23 protein-coding genes, 2 pseudogenes and 1 riboswitch are annotated in these 25,329 nt (G+C 68.6%); of the genes and pseudogenes, 8 read left to right on the forward strand and 17 right to left on the reverse strand.

The window, feature by feature from the left end; genetic code table 11:
- Positions 1-46: 46 nt before the first annotated feature.
- Together U5O44_RS22120 and U5O44_RS22125 are read right to left on the reverse strand one after the other, a co-directional pair.
- Positions 47-1,015 (reverse strand): nucleotidyl transferase AbiEii/AbiGii toxin family protein, encoded by a 969-nt coding sequence (locus tag U5O44_RS22120; protein ID WP_322590602.1) that lies wholly within the window; start codon positions 1,013-1,015, stop codon positions 47-49.
- Between the two features lie 37 nt (positions 1,016-1,052).
- The gene (locus U5O44_RS22125; protein ID WP_322590603.1) at positions 1,053-1,466 is read right to left on the reverse strand and encodes a DUF6088 family protein; all 414 of its coding nucleotides are present in this window, start codon (positions 1,464-1,466) and stop codon (positions 1,053-1,055) included.
- 119 nt (positions 1,467-1,585) lie between these two features.
- Between U5O44_RS22125 and U5O44_RS22130 the strand changes: the two are divergent.
- Positions 1,586-1,834: pseudogene (locus tag U5O44_RS22130) on the forward strand (VOC family protein); the annotation flags it as partial.
- 257 nt (positions 1,835-2,091) lie between these two features.
- Positions 2,092-2,181, forward strand: a pseudogene (locus tag U5O44_RS22135) (hypothetical protein); the annotation flags it as partial.
- A 211-nt stretch (positions 2,182-2,392) separates the two neighbouring features.
- On the opposite strand, the gene glmS reads toward U5O44_RS22135, so the two are convergent.
- On the reverse strand, positions 2,393-4,255 hold the full coding sequence (gene glmS, locus U5O44_RS22140) for a glutamine--fructose-6-phosphate transaminase (isomerizing) (RefSeq protein WP_322590604.1): 1,863 nt from the start codon (positions 4,253-4,255) through the stop codon (positions 2,393-2,395).
- Positions 4,256-4,418: 163 nt separating this feature from the next.
- Between glmS and U5O44_RS22145 the strand changes: the two genes are divergently transcribed.
- Entirely contained in the window at positions 4,419-4,928 is a 510-nt protein-coding gene (locus U5O44_RS22145; RefSeq protein WP_322590605.1) for an Lrp/AsnC family transcriptional regulator, read from the forward strand.
- On the opposite strand, the gene U5O44_RS22150 is transcribed toward U5O44_RS22145, so the two are convergent.
- Both U5O44_RS22150 and glmU read right to left on the reverse strand, forming a co-directional pair.
- On the reverse strand, positions 4,903-5,277 hold the full coding sequence (locus tag U5O44_RS22150; RefSeq protein WP_322590606.1) for a hypothetical protein: 375 nt from the start codon (positions 5,275-5,277) through the stop codon (positions 4,903-4,905). The two genes, U5O44_RS22145 and U5O44_RS22150, sit on opposite strands and share 26 nt — an antisense overlap.
- Before the next feature lie 10 nt (positions 5,278-5,287).
- The gene (gene glmU / locus U5O44_RS22155; RefSeq protein WP_322590607.1) at positions 5,288-6,679 is read right to left on the reverse strand and encodes a bifunctional UDP-N-acetylglucosamine diphosphorylase/glucosamine-1-phosphate N-acetyltransferase GlmU; all 1,392 of its coding nucleotides are present in this window, start codon (positions 6,677-6,679) and stop codon (positions 5,288-5,290) included.
- A 106-nt stretch (positions 6,680-6,785) separates the two neighbouring features.
- Here glmU and U5O44_RS22160 point away from each other — a divergent pair, with 106 nt between their 5' ends.
- On the forward strand, positions 6,786-7,640 hold the full coding sequence (locus tag U5O44_RS22160; protein WP_322590608.1) for a DUF6279 family lipoprotein: 855 nt from the start codon (positions 6,786-6,788) through the stop codon (positions 7,638-7,640).
- On the opposite strand, the gene U5O44_RS22165 is transcribed toward U5O44_RS22160, so the two are convergent.
- The 3 genes from U5O44_RS22165 to U5O44_RS22175 are packed head-to-tail and all read right to left on the reverse strand — an operon-like array spanning position 7,621 to position 9,759.
- The gene (locus U5O44_RS22165; protein WP_322590609.1) at positions 7,621-8,313 is read right to left on the reverse strand and encodes a DUF4136 domain-containing protein; all 693 of its coding nucleotides are present in this window, start codon (positions 8,311-8,313) and stop codon (positions 7,621-7,623) included. The two genes, U5O44_RS22160 and U5O44_RS22165, sit on opposite strands and share 20 nt — an antisense overlap.
- 28 nt (positions 8,314-8,341) lie before the next feature.
- The gene (gene ttcA / locus U5O44_RS22170) at positions 8,342-9,328 is read right to left on the reverse strand and encodes a tRNA 2-thiocytidine(32) synthetase TtcA (protein WP_322590610.1); all 987 of its coding nucleotides are present in this window, start codon (positions 9,326-9,328) and stop codon (positions 8,342-8,344) included.
- A gap of 59 nt (positions 9,329-9,387) precedes the next feature.
- Positions 9,388-9,759 carry a dihydroneopterin aldolase gene (locus U5O44_RS22175; RefSeq protein WP_322590611.1) on the reverse strand — a complete coding sequence of 124 codons (372 nt, stop codon included), beginning with the start codon at positions 9,757-9,759 and terminating at the stop codon, positions 9,388-9,390.
- 77 nt (positions 9,760-9,836) lie between these two features.
- On the opposite strand from U5O44_RS22175, the gene U5O44_RS22180 reads away from it, so the two are divergent.
- Positions 9,837-10,973, forward strand: a complete 1,137-nt coding sequence (locus U5O44_RS22180) for a class I SAM-dependent methyltransferase (protein WP_322590767.1) — start codon at positions 9,837-9,839, stop codon at positions 10,971-10,973.
- A gap of 16 nt (positions 10,974-10,989) precedes the next feature.
- The gene (locus U5O44_RS22185; RefSeq protein ID WP_322590612.1) at positions 10,990-11,181 is read left to right on the forward strand and encodes a DUF2905 domain-containing protein; all 192 of its coding nucleotides are present in this window, start codon (positions 10,990-10,992) and stop codon (positions 11,179-11,181) included.
- 3 nt (positions 11,182-11,184) lie between these two features.
- On the opposite strand, the gene U5O44_RS22190 is transcribed toward U5O44_RS22185, so the two are convergent.
- Positions 11,185-12,420, reverse strand: a complete 1,236-nt coding sequence (locus U5O44_RS22190; RefSeq protein WP_322590613.1) for a multifunctional CCA addition/repair protein — start codon at positions 12,418-12,420, stop codon at positions 11,185-11,187.
- A gap of 176 nt (positions 12,421-12,596) precedes the next feature.
- Here U5O44_RS22190 and U5O44_RS22195 point away from each other — a divergent pair, with 176 nt between their 5' ends.
- The gene (locus tag U5O44_RS22195) at positions 12,597-13,202 is read left to right on the forward strand and encodes a PEP-CTERM sorting domain-containing protein (RefSeq protein ID WP_322590614.1); all 606 of its coding nucleotides are present in this window, start codon (positions 12,597-12,599) and stop codon (positions 13,200-13,202) included.
- A gap of 30 nt (positions 13,203-13,232) precedes the next feature.
- Here the strand turns inward: U5O44_RS22195 and U5O44_RS22200 are convergent, their stop codons facing one another.
- Together U5O44_RS22200 and U5O44_RS22205 are read right to left on the reverse strand one after the other, a co-directional pair.
- Entirely contained in the window at positions 13,233-14,198 is a 966-nt protein-coding gene (locus U5O44_RS22200; protein ID WP_416222234.1) for a complex I NDUFA9 subunit family protein, read from the reverse strand.
- Between the two features lie 26 nt (positions 14,199-14,224).
- Positions 14,225-16,294: a lytic transglycosylase domain-containing protein gene (locus tag U5O44_RS22205; RefSeq protein WP_322590616.1), complete on the reverse strand. Its 2,070-nt coding sequence runs from the start codon at positions 16,292-16,294 to the stop codon at positions 14,225-14,227.
- A gap of 199 nt (positions 16,295-16,493) precedes the next feature.
- On the opposite strand from U5O44_RS22205, the gene U5O44_RS22210 reads away from it, so the two are divergent.
- Positions 16,494-17,096 (forward strand): 5-formyltetrahydrofolate cyclo-ligase, encoded by a 603-nt coding sequence (locus U5O44_RS22210; protein ID WP_322590617.1) that lies wholly within the window; start codon positions 16,494-16,496, stop codon positions 17,094-17,096.
- Between the two features lie 32 nt (positions 17,097-17,128).
- Here the strand turns inward: U5O44_RS22210 and U5O44_RS22215 are convergent, their stop codons facing one another.
- The 6 genes from U5O44_RS22215 to U5O44_RS22240 form a co-directional block, all read right to left on the reverse strand.
- Positions 17,129-17,737, reverse strand: coding sequence for an OmpW/AlkL family protein (locus U5O44_RS22215; protein ID WP_322590768.1), 609 nt, complete (start codon positions 17,735-17,737; stop codon positions 17,129-17,131).
- Positions 17,738-17,895: 158 nt separating this feature from the next.
- Positions 17,896-18,738 (reverse strand): methylenetetrahydrofolate reductase [NAD(P)H], encoded by an 843-nt coding sequence (metF, locus tag U5O44_RS22220; RefSeq protein WP_322590618.1) that lies wholly within the window; start codon positions 18,736-18,738, stop codon positions 17,896-17,898.
- Positions 18,739-18,745: 7 nt separating this feature from the next.
- The gene (locus U5O44_RS22225; RefSeq protein WP_322590619.1) at positions 18,746-19,558 is read right to left on the reverse strand and encodes a TlyA family RNA methyltransferase; all 813 of its coding nucleotides are present in this window, start codon (positions 19,556-19,558) and stop codon (positions 18,746-18,748) included.
- Positions 19,558-23,154 carry a DEAD/DEAH box helicase gene (locus U5O44_RS22230; RefSeq protein ID WP_322590620.1) on the reverse strand — a complete coding sequence of 1,199 codons (3,597 nt, stop codon included), beginning with the start codon at positions 23,152-23,154 and terminating at the stop codon, positions 19,558-19,560. Before U5O44_RS22230 ends, U5O44_RS22225 begins: the two co-directional genes overlap by 1 nt.
- 32 nt (positions 23,155-23,186) lie before the next feature.
- On the reverse strand, positions 23,187-24,629 hold the full coding sequence (gene ahcY, locus U5O44_RS22235) for an adenosylhomocysteinase (RefSeq protein WP_322590621.1): 1,443 nt from the start codon (positions 24,627-24,629) through the stop codon (positions 23,187-23,189).
- A gap of 102 nt (positions 24,630-24,731) precedes the next feature.
- Positions 24,732-24,824: riboswitch (S-adenosyl-L-homocysteine riboswitch) on the reverse strand.
- Between the two features lie 23 nt (positions 24,825-24,847).
- On the reverse strand, positions 24,848-25,324 hold the full coding sequence (locus U5O44_RS22240) for a hypothetical protein (RefSeq protein ID WP_322590622.1): 477 nt from the start codon (positions 25,322-25,324) through the stop codon (positions 24,848-24,850).
- Positions 25,325-25,329 lie beyond the last annotated feature (5 nt).

Consider the following 25,329-nt stretch of genomic DNA (forward strand, 5'->3'; position numbering starts at 1 on the left):
CGCCACTGCGGATCCGGCGGCGGCGCGGCGGGGGTGACGGGCCGGTTCAGGATTCGCTCAGCATCCGCCGAGCCACGCAATCGAACGATGCCCACGCTTCGTCGAATCGGTGTTTCGCCCGCCCGTAGACCAAGGGCAACAGCACCTCGTCATACTCCTTGCGCGTCTGTGTGTCGGCTCTGACGGTGTCCAAGGCTTGCCTGAGCACGGCCCTGGGGTCCGCGGCGAACGCCGGATGCTGGTAGCCGAACTCGTCGATGTCACCCCGCATCAACTCGGCAAATGCGCTGACACCGTCCTCCACGACACCCGGCGCCTGCGACACGATGCAGTGAACGTCGTACACATGTCGCACCAGCGCGGTGTCCCACGCCTGCGGCATTCTTCCCGCACGGTGCAGCGCAAAGCGGCGCAGGAAGGACAGTACCTTCTCGGCGAGGGTCTCCGCCACCGCAATGACCGGGATCGGGCACGCCGCCCCTGTCCGCTGTGCAAGTCGATCCGTGAGGGCGCCGATGTTCTTGACGATCGTGGGCAGCAGCGGGCGGCGCACGACCAGTTCGAACTGCAGATTCGGGCGCAGCGCGGTAACACCGCCGTAGGCGCGCTCATACGCCCACTGGCTGTGAACGTACCGGTTGTCGTTCAACGAACGGCGCTGCGCTTCATCCTCGGACAACCCCGTTGAGACCAGGGTCTCCAGGATGCGGTGACGCACCTCGTTGCCCAGGTAACGCCGCAGTCTGGTCTTGGGCCAGCCCGCCGTGCTGTCGGCCAGCACGACCTTGATGTCCGCGTCTTCGGACATCCGTTCGATCAGGCCGTGTGCCTTCGAGAGGCTGGTTCCGCCGCAGAAGACCAGCGTGGCGTGCTCGAATCGCAGGCTGAAGACGGCGCGCAATGCCTCGGTCAGGTGCTCGTCCTTCTCCAGAAGGGCTGCCGTGATGCCCCCGGTGTCGGTCTCGGCCAGCAGCGCCTCGATGAGGTCCAGTCGGTCAGGAGAGAGCTTCCTCATCTCGGCGGATCTTCCATGTCGCCTGCGGCCACGCCGTTCATGCCTTCACGCGATCGTGTTCGTACTCGACGAACTTGCCGTTGAAGCCAATCTTGCGGGTGATGCGGCGGCGTCCGGTGTTGACGACGATGCCCGTTGGCACTTGGGTGGTCCGGCCGGCGTTGTAGTCACGGATGCGGATGGATTCGCGCAGCTCGACGCCGAGCCGGGCCAGCGCCATCGGGCCCAGTTCCTCCAGAGGACGGACCGGAATGGGCTGTCCAGAGAGCACGCTGCGCTTGGCCTTGGCATACAGCCCCACGCCCAATCTCACCAGCAGCCCTTGGTCCACCAGCTCCTTCAGGGCACGCTTGACCGACGCCTCGCTCCCGAACGCCTGGAAGTCCGCAGGGCGCAGGACCAGTTCATGGCGACGCAGGACTGAGCGTTTGATGCGGTCGGTGATGTTCATGGCGACGAACTCCGGTCAGGCACTTCGGAAGATAATTCATCTAACCTATTGTGGTTATTTGTTTTTTCTCGCTAAGACAGCTCAATCATATCGGAAGACGGTGTCCACATCTGGAGGTAAAAACGGTCTCGGAGAGCGCGGTGGGTGCGGTCCACCGCGCACCGGGCGACTACCCGATGGGCCAGCAGGGCAACATCCTGACGGTGGAATTCACCGTGATGGGCATCCCCTGCATCGGCTTGAACGGCGGCCCGCTCTTTCCGCAGAGCGAAGCGTTCTCGTTCCAGGTGGCGACCGACGACCAGGCGGAAACCGACCGCTATTGGGACGCGATCATCGGCAACGGCGGGCAGGCGAGCCGGCGCGGCGCGGGTGAAACGCTCGCCAGTCCTTGCCAATATCGATGCGATTCGGCAAACTCGCCACGCGTTCAACCGGGAGGTTGAACCCGCTGTCAGGTGACCTGCAGCACCATCGGCTGAGCGCAATGCTCCGATGCCCGGCGAACGGCAAAGCCGTCTCGGGGACTTTCCAGTTCGGAGTCCCCATGAAAAAACTGCTTCAAAAATCCCGACAGTCCGCGTTCGATTCCCAGGGCGGCAAATGCTATTACTGTGGCTTGCGCATGTGGTGTGCAGGCTCTGTCGGCCCTTCTGCCTTGCGCTGTACCGCCGAACACCTGGTCGCACGCAGCGACGGCGGCCGAGATGACAGATCCAACATCGTGGCCGCTTGTCTGCACTGCAATCGCACCCGGCACAAACGCAAGCACCCGCCAGCGCCTGAACGCTACAAAATCGAAGTCAGGCAGCGCGTTCACCGAGGGCAATGGATGCCGAAACCTGTCCTGCTTTGGGCTGGCACTACCTCTGCCAGAACCAGCCCGCCAAAGCCGGTGGGAAGGAAATGGCAGGAGAGCCTTTGCGTCACTCCACCGTCACGCTCTTCGCCAGATTCCGCGGCTTGTCCACATCCGTCCCCCGCGCACACGCCGTGTGGTACGCCAGCATCTGCAGCGGCACGACGTGCAGGATCGGGCTCAGCGCGCCGTAGTGCTCCGGCATGCGGATGACGTGGACGCCCGGCTCGTTCTCGATGCGGGTGTCGGCGTCGGCGAAGACGAACAGCTCGCCGCCGCGCGCGCGCACTTCCTGCATGTTGCTCTTGAGCTTCTCCAGCAACTGGTCGTTCGGCGCGATCGTGACAACCGGCATGGCCGCGTCCACCAGCGCCAGCGGGCCGTGCTTCAGCTCGCCGGCCGGGTAGGCCTCGGCGTGGATGTAGCTGATTTCCTTGAGCTTGAGCGCGCCTTCCAGCGCGATCGGGTAGTGGCGGCCACGGCCCAGGAACAGTGCGTTCTGCTTCGGCGTGAACAGCTCGGCCCACGCGATGATCTGCGGCTCCAGTGCCAGCACCGACTGCACGGCGGCCGGCAGGTGGCGCAGGTTGCGCAGCGCCGCGGCTTCGCCCGTCTCCGGCAGATGCCCGCGCTGCTTGGCCAGCACCAGCGTCAGCAGGAACAGCGCCACCAGCTGCGTCGAGAACGCCTTGGTCGAGGCCACGCCGATCTCGGCGCCAGCGTGCGTGATGAACGACAGCTTGCACTCGCGCACCATCGCGCTGGTCGAGACGTTGCAGATGGTCAGCGTCTGCGTCATGCCCTGGGCGCGGGCGTGTTTCAGCGCGGCCAGCGTGTCAGCGGTCTCGCCGCTCTGGCTGATGGTGACGACCAGCGTCTTCGGGTCGGGCACGCTGTCGCGGTAGCGGTATTCGCTGGCGATCTCGACCTGGCACGGGATCTTGGCGATGCTTTCCAGCCAGTACTTGGCCGTCATGCCCGAATACGAGCTGGTGCCGCAGGCGAGGATCAGCACCTTGTCGATCTGGCTGAACACCGTCGCAGCTTCGTCGCCGAACAGGTCCGGCGTGATGCCCTCGATGCCTTCGAGCGTGTCGGCGATGGCGCGCGGCTGCTCGAAGATCTCCTTCTGCATGTAGTGGCGGTACGGGCCAAGTTCCGCCGCGCCGCTGTGGGCGTTGACGGTCTTGACCGGACGGTCGATGCGCACGCGGGCGCCGCTGTCACCCTTGCCGGTGATCCAGTACTTGCCCTGCTGCAGGTCGACGACGTCGCCCTCTTCCAGATAGACGATCTGGTCGGTCACGCCGGCAAGCGCCATCGCGTCCGACGCCAGGAAGTTCTCGCCCTTGCCCACGCCCAGCACCAGCGGCGAGCCTTCGCGGGCACCGACCACGCGCAGCGGCTCTTCCTGGCAGAACACCGCGATCGCGTAGGCGCCGCGCAGTTGCGGCAGCGCGCTCTGCACCGCGTCGAACAGGTCGCCCTGGTAGAGCGAGTCGATCAGGTGGGCGATGACCTCGGTGTCGGTCTGGCTGGTGAACTCGTAGCCGCGGGCCTTGAGTTCGGCGCGCAGCTCGTCGTGGTTCTCGATGATGCCGTTGTGGACCAGCGCGATGCGGCCAGCCTTGGCGCTCTTGGCGTCGGCGCCGGTGCCATGCGAGAAGTGCGGGTGGGCGTTGTGGACGGCCGGGGCGCCGTGGGTGGCCCAGCGGGTGTGGGCGATGCCGACGAGGCCTTCGATGCCGTCCTGCAGGACCATCGCGTCCAGCTCGGCCACGCGCGAGGTGCTGCGCGAGCGGCGCAGCTGGCCGCCCTGGTGGACCGCGACACCGCAGGAGTCATAGCCGCGGTATTCGAGGCGCTGCAGACCCTGGAGCAGGATGGGGACGATGTTGCGCTGGCTGACGGCGCCGACGATTCCGCACATGGTGGACTTCCCTAGGCAAATGGTGACTGAAGACAGGCGCCGATCGTAGCGAGCTTGTTGTGCAATGAATGAGCAAAAAATTATCGTTTTCGACGAATTACTTCGTCATGCATTAAGATTGCAATGAATCGCCACCAAAGCAATTTATTCGGAGATTTATTGCATGACACCCCGCGAAGCGATGCCCCTGGACGCGATCGATCTGCGCCTGCTGGACGAGCTGCAGCGCGACGCCTCCCGCTCGAACCAGGCGCTGGCCGACGCGGTACACGTCTCGGCCGCCACCGCCCTGCGCCGCATCAAGCGCCTGGCCGATGCCGGCGTGATCGAACGCACGGTGGCCGTGCTGTCGCCCGAGGCGCTGGGCCACGGGCTGACGGCCATCGTCGAGGTGACGCTGGACACGCAGTCGGTGGAGCGCCAGACAGCGTTCGAGGCGCGGGCGGTGGCGGATGGGGCCGTGCAGCAGTGCTACCGCACCCAGGGCGGACCGGACTTCGTGCTGATCGCGCAGGTGGCCGACATGCCGGCCTACCAGGCGATGGCGCAGCGGCTGTTCACCAGCGACGCCAATGTGCGCAATGTGCGCTGTTTCTTCAGCGTCCACCGGGCCAAGTGCGGACTGCAGATCGCCCTGCCACGCCCGGTCAGCCCCGGCGCAGCAGGCGGTTGATCCAGGACTTCTGCGCCTCGCGTTCGCGGGCGAGCCAGGCGTCGTAGACCGTGCGCCGCGCCGGGTCGGACAGCACAGCGAAGGCCAGGCGCCGGTCTTCGGCGCGGTGGGTTTCGCTGCGGTCCTCCGGCAGATCCCGGCGCTGGAGCAGCGTCAGCGGCGGCGGCAGGATCGGCTCGATCCGCATCCACGCGATCTGCAGCTCGGTCAGCGTGCAGTCCTCGGGCAGACCGAGGCGCTGGTAGTGCGTCGGCTCGATCGGCAGCACGCCGGTCGGCACCGACGGGCCGGCGGGCTCGCCCGCAGCCGGCCGGCGCCAGGGCAGCAGGCTGCTGGCGAGCGAACTCATGTGGACCGCCTCACTTCTTCAGCGCCTTGACTGGGCGGGCCCAGCCGCTCAGGCTGGTCTGGCGACCGCGTGCCACGGCGAGCTGGCCGGCGGCCACGTCCTTGCTGATGGTCGAGCCCGCGCCCACGGTCGAGCCAGCCCCGATCGTCACCGGCGCGACCAGCACGCAGTTGGAGCCGATGTGGACATCGGCCTCGATGGTGGTGCGGTGCTTGTTGGCGCCGTCGTAGTTGGCGGTGATGCTGCCAGCGCCATAGTTGACACGCTCGCCGACCACCGCGTCGCCCAGGTAGGCGAGGTGATTGGCCTTGGCGCCGCGGGCCATCGTGGAGTTCTTGACTTCGACGAAGTTGCCGATGTGGACCTCGTCGCCCAGCTTCGCACCGGGGCGCAGGCGGGCGAACGGGCCGATCTGCACGCCCGCGCCGACCTCGACGCCGAGCGCCTCGCCGTCGATGTGCGTGAACGGCTGCAGCACGGTGCCGGCGCCGATGGTCACGTTGCGCAGGCAGCAGTTAGCGCCGATCGTCACGTCGTCACCCAGCGTCACCGTGCCCTCAAACACGCAGTTCACGTCGATCGACACGTCGCGCCCGCAGGCCAGCGAGCCGCGCAAGTCAAAACGCGCCGGGTCCATCAGGCGCACGCCGGCTTCGAGCAGCGCCTCGGCCTGCTGCGCCTGGAAGCGGCGCTCCAGCTGCGCGAGCTGCAGCGGGCTGTTGACGCCGAGCACCTCGGTCTCGCTCGACGCCAGCGTGGCCACCACCGGCACGCCGTCGGCCACCGCCATCTCGACGATGTCGGTCAGGTAGTACTCCTTCTGCGCGTTGTCGTTCTTCAGGCGCGCGAGCCAGCGCTTCAGGTGCGCAGTCGGCGCGGCCATCATGCCGGTGTAGCCCTCACGGATGCGGCGCTGTTCGGGCGTGGCGTCCTTGTGCTCGACGATGGCGCGGACCTGATCGCCCTCGCGCACGATGCGGCCATAGCCGGTCGGGTCGTCCAGATCGACGGTCAGCAGCACCAGCTTCTCGCCGCCGCAGGCGTCGATGAGCGCCTGCGCGGTCGCCGCACGGATCAGCGGCACGTCGCCGTTGAGGATCAGCGTGGTGCCCGCGTCGGGCAGTTCGGGCACGGCCTGCTGCACAGCGTGGCCGGTGCCGAGCTGCGGTTCCTGGCGCACGAAGGCCAGCGGCGCGGCAGGCAGCGCGGCCCGCATCGTGCTTTCGACCCGTTCGGCACCGTGGCCGGTGATGGTGATCAGGCGTTCAGCCCCGAGCCCTGCGCCCATTTCCAGGACGTGCTGCAATAGCGGGCGACCTGCCAGCGCATGCAATACCTTGGGGCGGGCGGATTTCATCCGCGTGCCCTTGCCAGCAGCCATGATCACAACGTCGAGCAACATGCACAGATCCTCTCTAAGGCGTGTTCCGAATTCTCGGGAATTCCCGATTATCGGGAACGGTGTGACAGGCCAGCGACCAGTGCGCCTTAACAGATGGGGTCGGACCGTGTCGCTTTTGTCGGTTGTGCTGCTGCTGGCGGCGTGCAGCACGCTGCGCATCGGCTACAGCCAGGCCGACACGCTGGCCTACTGGTGGCTGGACCGCTACCTCGATTTCAGTCCCACGCAGACCCCGCAGGTGCGCCAGGCCCTGCTCCAGTGGCAGACCTGGCACCGCACCCGCCAGCTCCCCGAGGATGCGGCCCAGCTCGAACAGGTCGCGCAGGAGGCCCTGTCGGACACCACGTCCGCCCAAGCTTGCCGCTGGTGGAAGACCGTGCAGACGCGGCAGGAGACCTACCTGCTCGCACTGGTCGAACCGCTGGCGGAGACACTGGGGAGCCTGGACGGCGCCCAGCTGAAGCACGTGCAGGCCAAGTTCGACACCAGCAACCGCGAATGGCGCGACACCTACCTGCGCGGCGACAGCGACCAGCGCCACCGCGCATCGGCCGAACGCATCATCGACCGTGCAGACATGCTCTACGGCCAGATCGACAGTGCCCAGCGCCGGTTCATCTCGGAACGCCTGCGCAGCTCGCCCTGGGATCCCCACCGCTGGCTGCAGGAGCGCCAGCGCCAGCAGCAGGAGACACTGGTCACCCTGCGGACAGTCGCACAGCCAGGGCTGGACAAGGCGCAGCGCAATGCGCTGCTGCGGACCTGGGCCAGCCACAGCGTGCGCCCCAGCGATGAAGCGGCCCGTGGCTACCGGGAACAGCTGGTGCGTTTCCAGTGCGAACTGGCCGCCGACCTGCACAACCGCACCACACCGGAGCAGCGCATGCACGCGGCCGAGCGGCTCCAGGACTGGGCACGGGATCTGCGCAGCGCAGCCGCCGCTATGGCAACTGCACGGTGACCTGGCGGATCCCGGCCTTCAGATCGGGGAAGCCGCTCAAGCCGGCATCGAACAGCAGCGGCAGGTAATCCGCGCTGGAATAGCGCGCCTCGTGACGGACCCGGATCTCGACCAGGTGTTCGCGCCGGCCGCGGTCGATGAAGAGCATCTGCACCTGCTGGCGGTCGTAGGTGGCCGGCTCGCCGAAGGTACCGCCGATGCCAATGCCACCGCGGCGCACCCCGATCCCCACGCCAATCCCCACCCCGACGGCGGCATGGGCACGCCGATCCGGCCGCGGTGGCGCATCCAGCAGACCCGATCCCCCCCAGGGCGCCGAATCGGCAAAGGGGCTGAGCACCCGCGAGCGGCTCCAGCCCAGCTGCACCAGCACATCGGCCTGCCCCGGAGTGGTGGCTGCCGTGAAGCCGACCTGCTGCAGAGCCTGCGCCGCGGCCTCTTCGAGATGCACCTGCTCCGGACTGCCAGCGCTCTGGGAAGGCAGCCGGTCGAAGGCATAGCGCCCCGGCGGGCGCTGGTCCGGCCAGGCCCCGAAGGTGGCCACCTCCACACCGATCTGCCGGAACGCGGCGCACCCAGGCAGCAGCACCACGGCAGCGCTCACCGCCAGCGCCAGCCCCCAGCCACGGCGGTCGGGGCGAAACCCATCGGACAGAGCGGGAACCTTCGGCATCGCAACCTCCTGCGTGGTGTCTCGGTGATCAACCGCCCCCGGACTCCGTGGCGGTCCGGCGCAGCGCCGCCAGCGAGATGCTGGCCTCGGCGGGCAGCGCGGGCGCCGTCGGCGTGGCGCACGCATCTTCCTCGTCTTCGTCAAACGCCTTGTCGCCCTGCGGGTTGACCTCGCCGGTCGGGCGGATCGTCTCGAAGGGAAACAGCGCCCGGTCCATCAGGTGCGACGGGACGACGTGCGAGAAGGCGCGGTGCATGTTGTCGATGCGGCCCGGGTGCTGCTTGTCCCACTCGCGCAGCATGCGCTTGATCTGCACGCGCTGCAGGTTCTCCTGTGAGCCACACAGCGTGCACGGGATGATCGGAAACTGGCGGTGCTCGGCCCAGCGTTCCAGATCCGTCTCGGGCACATAGGCCAGCGGGCGGATCACGGTGTGGCGGCCGTTGTCGCTGACCAGCTTCGGCGGCATGCCCTTCAACTTGCCACCGAAGAACATGTTCAGGAAGACCGTGCCGAGGAAGTCGTCGCGGTGGTGGCCCAGCGCGATCTTGGTGGCGCCCAGCTCTTCGGCGACGCGGTACAGGATGCCCCGCCGCAGCCGCGAGCACAGGCTGCACATCGTGTCGCCCTCGGGGATCACGCGCTTGACGACGGAGTAGGTGTCCTGGTTCTCGATGTGGAACTCGACACCGCGGCTCTTCAGGTACTCGGGCAGGATGTGCGCGGGAAAGCCGGGCTGCTTCTGGTCGAGGTTGACGGCGATGAGACTGAACTTGATCGGCGCGCGCTGCTGCAGGTTCAGCAGGATGTCGAGCAGCCCGTAGCTGTCCTTGCCGCCCGAGAGGCAGACCATGACGCGGTCGCCGTCCTCGATCATGGCGTAGTCGTTGATCGCCTGGCCCACGAGGCGGTGCAGGCGCTTGCTGAGCTTGTTGGTCTCGTGGGCGGCGCGCCGCTCGGGGTCGGCGGACCGCGGCGCGGTGGCGGAACTCGGGGAGGTGTCGGTGGTCTGCATGGTGGGCGGAATTGTCGCCGCACTCGCGCGCCCTGCACCACGGCCTCACCGCACCACCATCACCACTGCCCCGTCTCCACCCGGATCGCCACCTCGCAGTCGTCGAAGATCTCCAGCTTGGCGATCTTCACCCGCACGCCGAGCACGCCGGGCAGGTCCATCAGCCGCGCCGCGACCTTGCCGATCAGGCTCTCCAGCAGGTTGACGTGCTCGGCGGTGCACTCGTCGATGATGATCGTGCGCACGCGGCGGTAGTCGAGGACGTGGAACAGGTCGTCGTCGGGCGGGGTCAGCGGCTGGGTGCCGAGGTTGAGTTCAGCGTCCACAGCGATGGGCTGCGGTGCGGTCTTCTCATGGTCGAGCACGCCGAGATTGGCGTCGAAGCGCAGGCCGGTCAGGGTCAGGATCTGGGTGCCGCGGGTGGTGGACATGGGGGAACTGGCTACCTTTCTACAATCGGCCGGTGAACACCGCCACCGCCTCTTTCCCCAGTGTAGCCAGCGACCCGCTGCCCGCCGTCCCGGCGCTCGATGCCCTCAGTGCCCTCATCGCCGACGAGATCCGCCGCAGCGGCGGCTGGATCGGCTTCGAGCGCTTCATGGCGCTGGCGCTCTACCAGCCCGGCCTGGGCTACTACAGCGGCGGCGACCGCCAGTTCGGCGCCCTGCCCTCGTCCGGCAGCGACTTCATCACCGCGCCGGAACTCTCGCCGCTGTACGGCCGCGCACTGGCCCGCCAGGTCGCGCAGGCGCTGGCCGCCACCGGCACGCGCGAGGTCTGGGAGTTCGGCGCCGGCTCGGGCGCGCTGGCCTGTCAGCTGCTGCAGACGCTGGAAGAGTTGGGCGCCGCAGTCGACCGCTACACCATCGTCGACCTGTCCGGCACCCTGCGCGAACGCCAGCGCCAGCGCCTGGCCAAGGATGTGCCGCGGCTCGCCGACAAGGTGCGCTGGATCGACGCGCTGCCGGTGGCCTTCGAGGGCGTGGTCGTCGGCAACGAAGTGCTGGACGCGATGCCGGTGGCGCTCATCGCCTGGGACGGCGCGCAGTGGCAGGAGCGCGGCGTGGCACTGGACGACGCAGCAGGCGAGGCGGCCGGCACGCCGCAGTTCATCTGGGCCGACCGGCCGACCGACCTGCGCCCGCCGGTGGACCTCGGCTTCGTGCCCGGCACCGTGACCGAACTGCCGCGGCAGGCCAGTGCCTTCCTGTCCACGCTGGCGGCCGGCCTGACCCGCGGCGCGGCGTTCTTCATCGACTACGGTTTCCCCGAGCACGAGTTCTACCACCCACAACGCACCGGCGGCACGCTGATGTGCCACCGCGGCCACAAGGCCGACCCCGATCCGCTGCAGGACGTCGGCCTGAAAGACCTGACGGCCCACGTCGACTTCACGGCCATCGCGCTGGCCGGGCAGGACGCCGGGCTGGAGGTGCTGGGCTACACCTCGCAGGCGCGCTTCCTGTTCAACTGCGGGCTGCTGGCCGACCTGGAGACCGCGGATCTGCGCGGCCGGGCCATGGCGCAGAAGCTCGTCACCGAGCACGAGATGGGCGAGCTGTTCAAGGTGATCGGCTTCGTGACCGAGGCCACATCCTTTGAGGCGATCGGCTTCAGCGCCGGTGACCGCAGCCACACCCTCTGACCCGGATCGGAACCCCATGCGCTGGCTCATCGTCTTCGCCTTGTCGTGCATCGTCTTCAACAGCCTGCACCGCTGGCTGGAGAAGATCGGGCTGGGGAACATCCCCGGTGACTTCAGCGTGAAGATCGGCGCACGGCGCTGGCATTTCCCCTTCGGTTCGAGCGTGCTGCTGACGCTGATCGGGCTGGCGCTGGCGCGCTGGCTCTGAGCGCTACACGGCAGCAGCCGGCAAGGCGGCGTCGACCGCCTCGACACGCGCCTGGTGCAGCGCCCGGCCGATGTCCGGGCCTTTCAAGCCACGGGCGATCGCCCGAGCACTGACCTCCGCCGAGCTGACCTGCTGCGCCGCTGCCAGCGCGGCCCGCAGGCGTGGCGCGGGCGCGTAGACCTGTTCCTCGAAACCCAGCCGCCCACGTGCGTCGCATTCGCAGGCCTGCAGCGCCTGTTCGAAGCGCTCGGCGCGGCGCCAGGCGTCGCAGCGGTCCATCAGCCGGACCAGCGCGGCGGCGTCGAGCGTGGTGCTGCGGTGGACATTGCCGTGCTCGCGCGCGACGACCTCGGCCAGCTCCTTGCATTCCACCGGCACGCGCAGCCGCTGCGCCAGCGGTCCGAGCAGCTGCACGCTGCGCATCTCGTGGCCGATGTGGCGCGGCAGCACGTCAGCCGGCGTCGTCGCCTTGCCCAGGTCATGCGTCAGGCAGGCGAAGCGCACCGGCAGCGCCGTGCCCAGCCGCGCGGCCATGTCGAGCACCAGCATCAGGTGCACGCCGGTGTCGATCTCGGGGTGGTACTCGGCGCGCTGCGGCACACCGAACAGCGCCTCCACCTCCGGCAGCAGCCGCTGCAGCGCCCCGCACTCGCGCAGAAACAGGAACATCCGCGACGGCATCGCCTCCATCAGGCCGCGCGACAGCTCCTGCCAGACCCGCTCGGGCACCAGCGCATCGACCTCGCCCGCAGCGACCATCGTGCGGCACAGCGCCAGCGTCTCAGGCGCCACGCTGAACGCCGTGAAGCGGGCCAGGAACCGCGCCAGCCGCAGGATGCGCACAGGATCCTCGACAAACGCCGGCCCGACATGGCGCAGCACCCGGTCGCTCAGATCGGCCTGACCACCCCAGGGATCGATGACCGTGCCGTCGTCGTCCATGGCCATCGCGTTGATGGTCAGGTCGCGGCGGGACAGGTCTTCTTCGAGCGTCACGTCCGGATCGGCGCGGAAGGAAAAGCCGTGGTAGCCGGGCGCCGTCTTGCGCTCGATGCGGGCCAGCGCGTACTCCTCCCGGGTCCGGGGGTGCAGGAACACGGGGAAGTCGCGCCCGACCGGCAGATAGCCAGCCGCCCCCATCTGTTCGGGGGTCGACCCGATGACCACCCAGTCGCGGTCGCCGTGCGGATGGCCCATCAAGCGGTCGCGAACAGCCCCGCCCACCAGAAAAAATTCCATGTCATGCCCTCGCCATGTCTGTGGCCGACCCATGTGCCGGATTCCGCAAAAGTGTTACCCGCGAGCCAGGGGTAGGCAATCCGTGTGATGAAGTGGTCCAATCATGCACAGACACCATTGCGTACCAATTGTTTAATGTTTGCAACGGGCGTGTTTGTTTTCCGGGGAGTATGACCATGACCATCCGATTCAACGCGACACAGCGTCTCTTGTCCGCTCTGTTGCTCGTCAGCGCCACACAGGCGCATGCGGTCTACGCCGAGCAGGAGCCCGTCAGCGGCGTCTCCAATGACGCGCCGTCGATCGCAGAAAACCTCGGGACGCTGCAGGACGATGGATTCCTGTTCCTCTCCGGCGAACGCCAGTCGAGCAGCAGCGGCGGCAGTTCCGCCGACTTTTTCCGCTTCGACGTCGGCGCCGACCAGCAGGTCTCGTTCACGATCGAGACGCCGACGGCCAGCGCCATGCCGGTCATCGGCGTGTTCGATGACGGCGCACCCAACCTGCTGCTGGCCAGCGCCTTCGACGACAACAGCTCCACCAGCCAGTTCCTGTCGTTCTCCTACCAGCTCGCACCGGGCACCTACTACGCTGCGGTGTCCGGTTTTCGTCTGGGCTGGCAAGACTTCGACGGCGGCGGCAACTCGGGCTGGACCTACAACCTGTTGCTGAACAGCGTGGCGGTCGCACCGGCGGCGCCGGTGCCGGAGCCGGGCACCATGGCCATGCTGCTGGCGGGTCTCGGGGTGCTGGGCATGGTGGCCCGCCGCCGGCGCAGTTGATCGGCACACCACACCGCGGCCGCCCGGACCTCAGCCCCGGCCGGCGCGGGCGCGTCGCCGGTCTTCCGGCGTGAATCCGGCGCGCAGCACGGGCGGCATCACCGCCGACAGCGCACTGGGCGTGATGCCCAGCGTGACCAGCCCCGGGTGGCGTCCCGTGGCGACATTGGGCACCCGCATCGAATCGAGGTTGTCGCACGACATCAGCGGCTCGCCCGGCAGCAGCCCCAGCGCGGTCGCCTGGATGCGCCCGGCCCAGTCCGGCAGCGGCAACACCGGCCGCGCGTGGCCGCTCCAGCGTCCGGCCATGCGCACCAGTTCCGCCAGCGTCAGGACATCCGGCCCCGCGCACTCGATCACCTGGGCGACAGTCCCCCGGTCCAGCAGGCACTGCACCAGCGCCTGCGCCACATCCTCGACCCACACCGGCTGGAACTTCGCCTGTGCGCCCGCCAGCGCCATCACGGGCACGAGCGACTGCAGCTGCGCGAAGAGGCGGATGAACCGGTCCTCGGCACCGAAGATCACGCTCGGCCGCAGCAGCGTCAGGTCCAGCGCCGGCGTGGCACGCAATGCCTGCTCGCCACGCGCCTTGCTGCGCAGATAGTGCGACGGCGCCGACGCGGGATCACCGTCCGGCACCCCCAGCGCGCTGACATGCACCAGCCGCCGCACACCCGCGCGCTGGCAGGCCGCGGCCAGCTGCTGCGGCAGGGTGACATGGGTGCGCTCGAACTGCGCGGCACTGCCATGCAGGATCGCCACCAGATTCACCACCGCGTCGACCCCCTGCAGCAGCGTGTCGAGCTGGGCCGGATCGTGAACATCGGCCTCGACCACCTGCACGCCCGGCAGCATGGCCAGCGCGTGGCCCCGCCGGCGGCGGCGCGTCGGGACACAGACCGCCGCCCCGCCCGTGCCGGGCGTGGCCAGCCAGCGGGACACAAACGCCCGGCCGACAAAGCCGGTTCCACCGAGGACAAGGAGCTTGCGCAGGGGCATGGCAGACACCTCCGGAGGGGTCATGGCAGTTGCCGGTTTTCGACGGGCGCATCCACGGCGCGCGGACCGACCAGGGGTGACAGCCGGCTCTTGAAGTCCACCACCGGCTTGCCGCCAAGGACTGCGGCGTAATAGCTGGCGTTGGACAGCACCTTCTTCACATAGTCACGGGTCTCATGGAACGGAATGTTCTCGGCCCAGGCCGCGACTTCCATCACCGGTCCCTCACGCCAGCGCCGCGGGCGGTTCGGACCGGCGTTGTAGCCGGCGGCGGCCATGGCCTGCGAGCCACCAAAATCGTCCAGCACCAGCTTCAGGTACCCGGCACCGAGCCGCAGGTTGGTGGTCTTGTCCGTGAGCAGATCCGCGGTGTAGGGAATGCCCAGCCGCTTGGCCGTCCAGCGCGCCGTGGCGGGCATCACCTGCATCAGCCCCGCCGCACCCGCACCCGAGCGGGCATCGGTGACGAAGCGCGACTCCTGGCGGATCAGCCCGAAGACGTAGGCCGGATCGAGCCCCACATCCTGCGCAGCGGCGACGACGTCGGCGCGGAAGGGGGTCGGGAAGCGCTGGGCCAGGTCGATTTCCTGGCGTGTGCGTTCGCTGGTGTTGATGCAGCGGTCCCAGACCTCATGGTCGCAGGCGCGCTGCGCAGCGGCCAGCAACTGGCGGTCGCTCAGTTCGCGGATGGAGAAGTTCCATTCGCGCACGCCCTCGCTGCGCAGCCCGAGCGCGATCAGCGCCAGCGCCCGGGTCAGGCCGGGCTGGCGCAGGGCCTGCGTCCGCTCCTCGGCGGTCAGTGCAGTCGGGCGGGCTGGCAAGGTCTGCGGGCGGCCCAGCTCCTCGGCCGCGAGCTTGCCGTAGAAATGGAGCTGTCCGGCGATACGCTCGAACAGCACATTGGCCGCCGTGCGCTGGGCGTCACCCTCAGCGCCCGCCTTGGCTGTGGCCTTCAGCGCGCGGGCTTTCCAGTAGACCCAGGTCGGGTCCGCCTGCGCAGAGGCGCCCATGCCGGCCACGGCGTCCAGCACACGCTGCCAGCGCGCGGCATCGGTGGCCCGCAGCGCCGAGCGCACCCGCCAGGCCAGCGTGTCGTCGTTCCAGTCGACGTCGCGGGCGCTGCTGCTGCCGTTGCCCGCGGACTCGCTGGCGCGCTGGAACCAGCCATCGGCCTCGGGCAGCAGCCTCATCGCGCCCTGCCGCCCCACCGAGCCCCAGGCCCAGGCCGCCACGTCAGGCGGGAGACGGCGCTGCCAGCGGTCCTGCAGCTCCACCGCCGCCGCCGCAGGATCGCCCGCCGCCAGCCGTGCCAGCGCCATGGCGGTGAACTCCGCCCCCTGCCGGCTCTCGGTATCGGCACGCTGGGTCAGGTAGCGCTGCGGCTGCTCGAACAACTCGGTCAGCACCGCGCCAGCGTCCTCGCCCAGCACGGTCAAGGCCTGGCGAGCGGCGTTGAGCCGCTTGGCTTCGGCGGCTTCCCTGGCCTTGAGCCAGACATCGCTGGCGCTGAACTGGCGGGCGTTGTAGAGCGTGGTGACCAGCAGCGTGCAGCCGGTGTCGCCGTCGCGCTGCAGGAACCAGTTCGCGCGGGCCGCGGCGCGCACATCCTCGCCAACATGGTGGCGCAGCAGCAGCGCATAGCAGCTCACCTCGCGGTCATCGTTGAACTTGAACCGCGGATACTCGGTGGCGAAGTTGCGCCAGTCGCGGCGCTTGCCGAGTTCGAGCAGCCAGTCGTTGCGCAGGCGGTCCTCGACATAGGTGCCGGGCCAGCGGGCATAGAAGGCGTCCAGCTCGGCCTGGTTCGACTCGGCGAGCCGGGTGTTCAGCTCCCAGTAGTCGGCCCACATCGCCAGCGGGTGGCGGGCATTGACCAGGGTGTCACGGTGCACCTGCAGCCGCGCACGGTCCTTCTTGCGAAACGCCTCGCGCGCCTGCAGCAGGCGGTCGTCCAGCGCCCGGCCCTCGCTGGCTGCCGTGGTCGCGGTGCCCTGGGCCAGCGCCAGACCCACCGCCCCCGAGAGACCGCCACCGATCACCACCGCCGCTGCTGCCGCTGCGGCCCTCAACACCTTCACCACCGACTGCATGTGCACCTGCTGTACCCCCATCTCCGCCCAGTGTAGGGGCGGACCCTGATCCGACTGGCCCGGTCCCGTCAAGCACGTGCAAAGCGACCGGGCAATGGCGCGCGGCGGTGCCGTCCGTGAATTGCCGGCAAGCCCGGTGGCACGCACAATCGCCCCGTCCGACACGCCCGATGCCCCTGGCCGAGAGAGAACGAATCCGATGCGCACGCCCACCTTCACGCTGCCCGAACCGCCCCGCGACAAGAAGACGCTGCGCAAGCAGCTGCAGGCCGAACGCATGGGCATGTCCGACCGCCACCAGCGCTCGGTGCATCTGCAGGAGGTGCTGATGGTGTGGCTGCTGTCGCGCAAGGAGAAGACGATCGGCGCTTTCTGGTCGATCAAGGGCGAATTCGACGCCCTGCCGGCGCTCTACCGCTGGAGCGAGTCCGATCCCGAGCGGCGCATCGGCCTGCCGGTGATCGACAAGCTGACCAAGCAGCTGCGCTTCCATGTCTGGTACCCGGGCTGCCCGATGGAGGAGGACGCCTACGGGATTCTCAAGCCCAAGGACACCGAGGAGTTCCACCCCGAGCTGCTGCTGGTGCCCTGTGTGGGCTTCGGGCCGGGGGGGGTGCGGCTGGGCTATGGCGGCGGCTTCTACGACCGCACGCTGGCGTCACTTCAGCCAATGCCGTTCACCGCCGGCATCGGCTATGGCCACGGCTACATCCCGTGGCTGCAGGCCGAGCCGCACGATGTGCCGCTCGACGCCATGCTGACGGAAGAGGGCACCGTCTGGGACCGCAGCCGGGCGGCCTGAGCGGCCCCGTTCGCGGTCGGCAGAGGCCTGGATCAGAACTTGTAGCCGACGCCCACGCCGATCAGCAGCGGATCGACCTTGATGGTGCCAAGGTTGGTGCCGTTCGAGCTGAGGTCGGTGCGGATGGTGACCTTCTTGACGTCCAGGTTCACGGACCAGTTCTTGTCGATCATGTAATCGACACCGGCTTGCAGCGCCAGACCGACGCTGTTCTTCTCGATCGAGAAGCCGGCCGGCAGGTTGACGCTGGAGAAGCGCGTGTAGTTCAGGCCCGCACCGACGTAGGGCTTGAAGGCGCCCAGACCGAGGTCGGTGAAGTGGTACTGCAGCGTCAGCGTCGGGGGCAGATGCTTCAGGGTGCCGATCTGGCCGCCATGGGCGCTGGAGCTGACGTTGTGCTTCTGCGGATAGGTCAGGATCAGCTCAGCGGCCAGGTTCGGGCTCAGGAAGTAGGTGACGTCGACTTCCGGGATCACCTTGTTGCTGACGCTGATGTCGGTGATCGCGATGCTGTCCTTGTTGGCCGGATCGATGTTGACCAGACGGCCACGCACAAGCAGGTCACCGGCGACCTGGGCCGAGGCGGCGGGAGCAGCGGCCAGAGCGGCGACGGCGGCGAGGGCGAAACAGAGCTTCTTCATCATGGTGGGACTCCTGTCCAGGTGAGGTGGAGTCCATTGAACCGGCCCCTGCGCCGGCACCGCTTGAGACGCCTCAAGGCCCCGCAAGCCCCCCGTCGGCACCCTCCCGGCGGTTGATCTGCATCAGCCGCGCGGCACCGCCCTGTGGCGCCGCAGCATCACAGCAACGCCAGCCGCCGCGCGATCTCCAGCACCGTCGCGCTGGTGTTCATCGTGTAGAAGTGCAGCGACGGCACGCCCTGCGCCCGCAGCCGCTCGCACAGGTCGGTGACCACATCCAGCCCGAAGGCCTTGATGCTCGCCGTGTCGTCGCCGTAGCTCTGCAGGCGCAGCCGCACCCAGCGCGGGATCTCGGCGCCGCAGCCCTCGGCGAAGCGCAGGATGCCGCTCGAATTGGTGATCGGCATGATCCCCGGCACGACCGGGATGTCCAGACCGAGCGCCTGCACCTCGTCCATGAAGCGCCAGTAGGCTTCGGCGTTGTAGAAGAACTGCGTGATCGCCGAGTTCGCGCCGGCCTTCACCTTGGCCTCGAAGGCGCGCAGATCGGCCTCCGGCGAGCGGGCCTGCGGGTGCATCTCGGGATAGGCGGCCACCTCGATGTGGAAATGCTCGCCCGTCTCGGCGCGGATGAAGGCGACCAGATCGCTGGCGTGGCGGAACTCGCCGATCGGCCCGAAGCCGCTGGGCAGGTCGCCGCGCAGCGCGACGATGCGGCGCATGCCCATGGCCTGGAACTGCGCCAGCCGCTCGCGCACGGAGTCGCGGGTCGCGCCGACGCAGGTGAAATGCGAGGCGCCGTCCTGGCCTTCGTCGAGCAGGGCCTGCACGGTCTGCAGCGTGCCGTCCTGGGTCGAGCCGCCGGCGCCGTAGGTGACCGAGCAGAACTGCGGCTTCAGCGCATACAGCGCCTGGCGCACGACAGCCAGCTTGGCCGCCCCTTCAGGCGTCTTGGGCGGGAAGAACTCCAGGCTCAGCGGGAGGGAGGCGGATTGCGTCATGACAGGTTCAGGATGCGTGTTTCTTGGGCGTCGGCTGCGCGATCGGCTTGTCGCCGGCTTCCAGGTCGAGATGGCGGGCCCACAGGAAGAACTCGGTGTTGCCGTTGCCGCCGGTGATGGGGCTCTGGAAGTAGGCGTGGACTTTCATCCCCGCATCGCGGCAGCACTGGCGCACACGCGTCTCGACATCCGTGAACAGCGACTTGTCGCGCACGATGCCGCCCTTGCCGATGTGCTCGGGCTGCAGCTCGAACTGCGGCTTGACCAGCACCAGCAGGTCGGCGTCGGGCGCCATGTAGGCGAACAGCGTCGGCAGCACATGCGTCAGCGAAATGAAGGACACGTCAGCGGTGATGACGTCGAAGCTCGCCTTCGGGTACGCCTCGGCGAAGTCGCTGCCCTCGACATCGCGGGCGTTGACACCCTCGAAACAGACCACGCGCGCGTCGGCGCGCAGCTTGGCGGCGAGCTGGTCGCGGCCCACGTCGAGGCCGACCACCTTGGCCGCGCCCTGGCTGAGCAGCAGGTCGGTGAAGCCGCCCGTGCTCTGGCCCACGTCGAGGCAGGTGCGCCCGGCGACGCTGAAGCCGCAGCGGGCGATGGCGCCTTCGAGCTTGAGACCGCCGCGCGAGACGAAGCGCAGCTCCGCGTCGTCGGTGATCTCGACCACGGCGTCCTCGGGCACGTCCTCGCCGGACTTGGTCGGCACCAGCCAGCCCTTGGGGCCGCGCCAGCGCACGGCCTTGCGTTCGATCAGCCGCTGGGCAGCGGAACGGGTGGGGGCCATGCCCCGTGTGACCAGCAGTTGGTCCATGCGCATCAGGAATTCTCCAAACGATTCAACGAATTCAACGAAGTTTCAGCCGCCTCGACCGCCGCCCCCAAGGGTCGGAGCAGCCAGGCGAGGTCGGATTCAGTCAGTGCCACGCCACCCGTGCCCGCCGCACCATGCAAGCCCGCCGCCAGCGCCGCCTTGCGCTCCTGCAGGGCGAGGATGCGCTCTTCCAGCGTGTCCTCGGCCACCAGCTTGTAGACGAACACCGTCTGCGTCTGGCCAAGGCGGTGGGCGCGGTCGGTGGCCTGGTTCTCGACGGCCGGGTTCCACCAGGGGTCATAGTGGATCACCGTGTCGGCCTGCGGCAGGTTCAGGCCCACCCCACCCGCCTTCAGGCTGATGAGGAAGATCGGCACCTGTCCATCCGTGAACTGCGCGATCAGCGCGTCCCGCTGCGGCCCCGGCGTCTGGCCGGTGAGCGTGATCCAGCACAGCCCGGCCGCCTTCAGGCCGGTCTCGATCAGCTCCAGCATCGACGTGAACTGCGAGAACAGCAGGATACGCCGACCCTCGGCCACCATCTCCGGCAGCGTCTCCATCAGCCAGTCGAGCTTGGCCGAGCCCTTGACCTTGCGCGCCTGCGGGATCTTCACCAGCCGGGGATCACAACAGACCTGCCGCAGCTTCAGCAAGGCGTCCAGCACCATGATGTGCGAGCGTGCCAGCCCCTTCTCGGCCAGCGCCTCGCGCACGGAGGCTTCGGTGCTCAGGCGGATGGTCTCGTACAGGTTGGCCTGCGCCACATCGAACTGCACCCGCACCACCGTCTCGACCTTGGGCGGCAGCTCGGTGGCCACCATGTCCTTGGTGCGGCGCAGCATGAACGGCGCCAGCCGGCGACGCAGCAGCGCGAGCCGGTCGCTGTCGCCGTGTTTCTCGATCGGGGTGCGGAACAGCGTCTTGAAGCGCGCCTCGCTGCTCAGGTAGCCGGGCAGCAGGAACTCGAACAGGCTCCAGACCTCGCCAAGGTGGTTTTCCATCGGCGTGCCCGACAGGCAGATCCGGTGCCGCGCCTGCAGCATCTGCACCACCTGCGCGGCCTGCGTCTTGGCGTTCTTGATGGTCTGCGCCTCGTCGAGCACGACGGCGTGCCACGGCTGCTGGATGAGGATCTCGGCGTCGCGTGGCAGCAGCGGGTAGGTGGTCAGCACCACGTCGTGGTCGGCGATGTCGTCGAAGCGCCCGCGCCGCTCGATGCCGTGCAGCACCAGCAGCCGCAAGCCCGGCGCGAACCGCCCGCACTCGCGCCGCCAGTTGCCCACGAGGCTTGTCGGGGCCACGATCAGCGCCGGCCGGTCCAGCGCACCCCGCCCCTTCTCGGCCACGAGGTGCGCGAGCGTCTGCAGCGTCTTGCCCAGGCCCATGTCGTCGGCCAGCACGCCGCCGAGCCGCTGGCGTGACAAGGCCTGCAGCCACGCCACGCCCTGGTGCTGGTACGGGCGCAGTTCGGCCGCCACGCCGTCGATGACCTCCGGGTGCTCCCGCTCGCCGCGGGCCGCCAGGATGTCGCGCAGCATGCCGAGGCCGGTCTGCCCTTCCGGCAGGTCCACCTGCACTGTCTCGGCCCCCAGGCGCAGCACCTCGATGCGGCTGAGTTCCAGCGTCTCGCCCTGGAACGCCCCCGCCGGCCGCTCGCCCACCAGCTCGATCAGCGCCGCCAACCACGGCTGCAGCGCCACACCCGGCAGGCCCCACCAGTGGCCCTGGTCGTCATGCACCCACAGCCGCTCCGGCGCGACGAGGTCTTCCCCGGGTCGGGCATGGGCCTGGGCGACGAGCTGCGGAATCCAGGGCAGCAGGTTGACGCGGCGGCCCTCGATGCGGAAGCCGATCGACAGGTGCAGCCAGTCCCCGGCGTTTTCCGGGGCAGCACCCTCCGGCCCCAGGGCATCGAACGCCCCATCCGCACCGCGACCGCCCAGCGCGATGTCCAGCTGGTCAATCGCGTTGACGTGCGCGCCCCAGCCCTGGCCGGTCTCGATGACAAACCCCGCCGCGCGCCAGGTCGCGAAATCCTCGGCCAGCCAGGCGCCGAAACGCCGCTGGCGCTCGCGCAGGTCCAGCCCGATCGGGCACCAGTGGTCCGCTGGCGCGCCCGGCTGCGGATGGAGTCCGTCTTCCCGGCAGGCCCGCACGGTCGCTGCCTCCTGCGCGGGGTCGCGCACCAGCTCGACCAGCCCGTCCGGTGCGTCGATGAACTGCTGGGCGGGGGCGCTGTCGGGCCAGAAGTCGCGCTCGCCCGCGTAGTCGAAGCTCAGCGTGAACAGGGGCTCTGCGCTGCCCGCCTCGAAGTCGATGTGCAGCACCGGCTGGGGCGCCACGCCCCGGATGCGCCGGACCACGGGCGTGGCCACGGCGTCCGGCAGGAGTGGCAACAGCCGCCGTGCCCGGGGTTGCGCGGCTTGCTGGCGCAACCAGTCGTCCGGCATCGGCGGTGCCGCCAGCAGCCGCGTCACCCGCTCGGGCGTCAACCCGTCCAGGTCCAGCGCGCCCACCTGGCCATGCGCGTCGTCCAGGTACAGCGACACCGCCCCCGGCACGGGCAGCAGCCGCGCCGAGGTGTACGCCTCGTCGATCTGCGCCAGCAACTGCCAGGCGCCATCGGGCAATCTCGCCCAATGCCAGCACAGCGTGCGCGGCTCGCCCCAGGACCAGACACGGCCGGGCCGGTTCTCGGCATCGACCGACACCACCCGCCCGCTGCGCACCGCCCGTTCCAGCGTCGCCAGCCCGAAGGCGTCGTCGACCGAGGCGGGCGGCAGTTCCTCGAAGCCGTAGCCGCTGTAGCCTTGCGAACTGGCCCCCGACAGCGAGCCATGCAACCACAGCCAGCGCGCCACGTCCTGAAACACCCGGTCGTGGCTCTGCTGGGACGCCTTCCAGGAACCCGACCCGAGCGCCCGCAGCTTGCCGAACTTGCGCTCGGTCTGTCCCGGCTTTCCCTTGAGCAGCGTCACGCGGTGGCAGCCCAGCATCAGCTCGGTCTTGGGGAGGGCGTCCTTGGAGAATGGCGTCGTCGTGCGCAGAGACAGCGTGAACACCACGACCTCGTTGTCGGGGATGAACTGGAACGACACAGGCGATCGGGTGGATTCGTCGCTGGCGGACCACCAGCGGTCGAGCGCACTGGGTGCAGGCGGCGGCGAAGGTGGGGGCGGTGGCGGAACGAAGACCGGACGAGGAACGGGCGTCGGCACAGCGGGCGATGCCGAAGTGACCGCCCCCAGGCTCCGGGGCGCACTCCTGGGCACGATGTCGGGCCGCGCCGCCGCCAGGTACTGCACCAGCGCCGCCACATGCTTGCAGCGCGACTCCATCGGGCAGGAACAGCGGTTCTGGAACCACCACTGCCCCTGGTCGTCACACGCCAGATCGACCCCGGTGTCGTAGGGCCGCACGGCATTGCCCCGCACCTTGGCATCGACCACCCAGCCCGCCGCCGCGTTCTCGTCTTCAAGCGCCACGACCTGGCGCACCCGTTCCTGCTGGACATAGTCGGTGCCGCGCGACCAGGTCGAGCGGCCAAACAGGTCTCTCAGCGTCGGGAGGCTGGGGTCGGGAATGTGAAGGAGATCATCCATGGGCAGGCGGCTGGAGGCCGATGCGGCCGCGATCAGTAGCGGTACGTGTCCGGCTTGTAAGGCCCCTGCTTCGGCACGCCGATGTAGGCGGCCTGCTCGTCGGTCAGCTCGGTCAGCATCGCGCCGACCTTCTTCAGGTGCAGGCGCGCGACCTTCTCGTCCAGGTGCTTGGGCAGCACGTAGACCTTGCCCACGTCGTAGCCGTCCGGGTGGCAGAACAGCTCGATCTGCGCGATGGTCTGGTTGGCGAAGCTCGACGACATCACGAAGCTCGGGTGGCCCGTGCCGCAGCCGAGGTTCACCAGGCGGCCCTTGGCGAGCAGGATGATGCGCTTGCCGTCGGGGAAGATGATGTGGTCGACCTGCGGCTTGATCTCTTCCCACTCGTACTGTTCGAGCGACGCGACCTCGATCTCGTTGTCGAAGTGGCCGATGTTGCAGACGATCGCCTGGTCCTTCATCGCCAGCATGTGCTCATGGCGGATCACGCCCTTGTTGCCGGTGGTGGTCACGAAGATGTCGGCCTTGTCGGCGGCCCATTCCATCGTCACGACCTTGTAGCCTTCCATAGCGGCCTGCAGCGCGTTGATCGGGTCGATCTCGGTCACCCAGACCTGTGCCGACAGCGCGCGCAGCGCCTGCGCCGAGCCCTTGCCCACGTCACCGTAACCGGCAACGACCGCGACCTTGCCGGCGATCATCACGTCGGTGGCACGCTTGATGCCGTCCACCAGCGACTCGCGGCAACCGTAGAGGTTGTCGAACTTGCTCTTGGTGACCGAGTCGTTGACGTTGATCGCGCGGAACAGCAGCGTGCCGGCGGCCGACATTTCCTTCAGGCGGTGCACGCCGGTCGTGGTTTCCTCGGTCACGCCGAGGATCTCGGCGGCCTTGCGGGTGTACCAGGTCGGGTCGACGGCGATCTTGGCCCGGATCGAGGCGTAGAGGCAGCTCTCCTCTTCGCTCTTCGGGTGGTCGAGCAGCGACAGATCCTTCTCGGCGCGCTGGCCCAGGTGCATCAGCAGCGTGGCGTCACCGCCGTCGTCCAGGATCATGTTCGGGCCTTCGCCCGGCGTGCCGGCAGCGCCGAAGTCGAAGATGCGGTGGGTGTAGTCCCAGTAGTCGGCCAGCGTCTCGCCCTTGTAGGCGAAGACCGGCGTGCCCTTGACCGCCAGCGCGGCGGCGGCGTGGTCCTGCGTCGAGAAGATGTTGCACGACGCCCAGCGCACGTCCGCGCCGAGCGCTTGCAGCGTCTCGACCAGCACGGCGGTCTGGATGGTCATGTGCAGCGAGCCGGTGATGCGCGCGCCCTTGAGCGGCTGCTTGGCGGCGAACTCTTCGCGGATCGCCATCAGGCCGGGCATCTCGGTCTCGGCGATGCGGATTTCCTTGCGGCCCCAGGCGGCCAGCGACAGGTCGGCGACGAGGAAATCCTGGGGGACTTGGGTGATCTGGGGATCGGTGACGGCGTTCATGCATTGCTCCGGTTCGGCTGGAAGACACCGCCGCCGAAGCACGCACTGCATCACTGGGGAGGGAGAGAGCCACCGCGCCCGGACACCGTGCCGACATCAGCGGCAGGGTGAGCGCGGTTGGAAACAGGATCCGAGCCTGGGACGGCAACCGGGCGACAACCCGGCCGATGGCGTCTCGCAGCGCTCCTCGGAAGCCGTCGATTATAGCGGCGCAGCCCTCAGCGGCGGCTGCGCAGATGACCCACCGGAGAAGGCGTCTTTTCCTCCAATGCCGCCATCCAGGACCGTGCCGTGATCCGCAGCACGGACGCCACCACCACGGAAGGGTAACCGTGCCATTGCGCCAGCACCCGTTCGACGACCATCACCAGGCCCTCCCGCTGTGGCCGGGTGACGCGCACCATGTCACGGTGACCGTTGGCCAGGATCGAGTGCAGTTGCGTGTGTTGTTCCATGGTGGCCTCCAGCCCTTGCTGCCAGGCTCCGCCGAGCAGGCGCAAGGAAGAGAGGGCGTCGGGCACATGCCCTTGCCCACCCGACCACATCGGATGGCGCCAGTGTCCGCAGACCTGGGTGAGCGCCCGCCCTTGCAGCGCAGCCAGACCCGACTGGGTCTGCAACGCCACCTGGCAGACACCCTGCAGAGCCTCCAGGCTCTGCTGTGGCCACAGCGGCCACACCCCTTGCAACACCATCTTGT

The sequence above is a fragment of the Sphaerotilus sp. genome, from assembly GCF_034519685.1.
Taxonomy (GTDB): domain Bacteria; phylum Pseudomonadota; class Gammaproteobacteria; order Burkholderiales; family Burkholderiaceae_C; genus Sphaerotilus.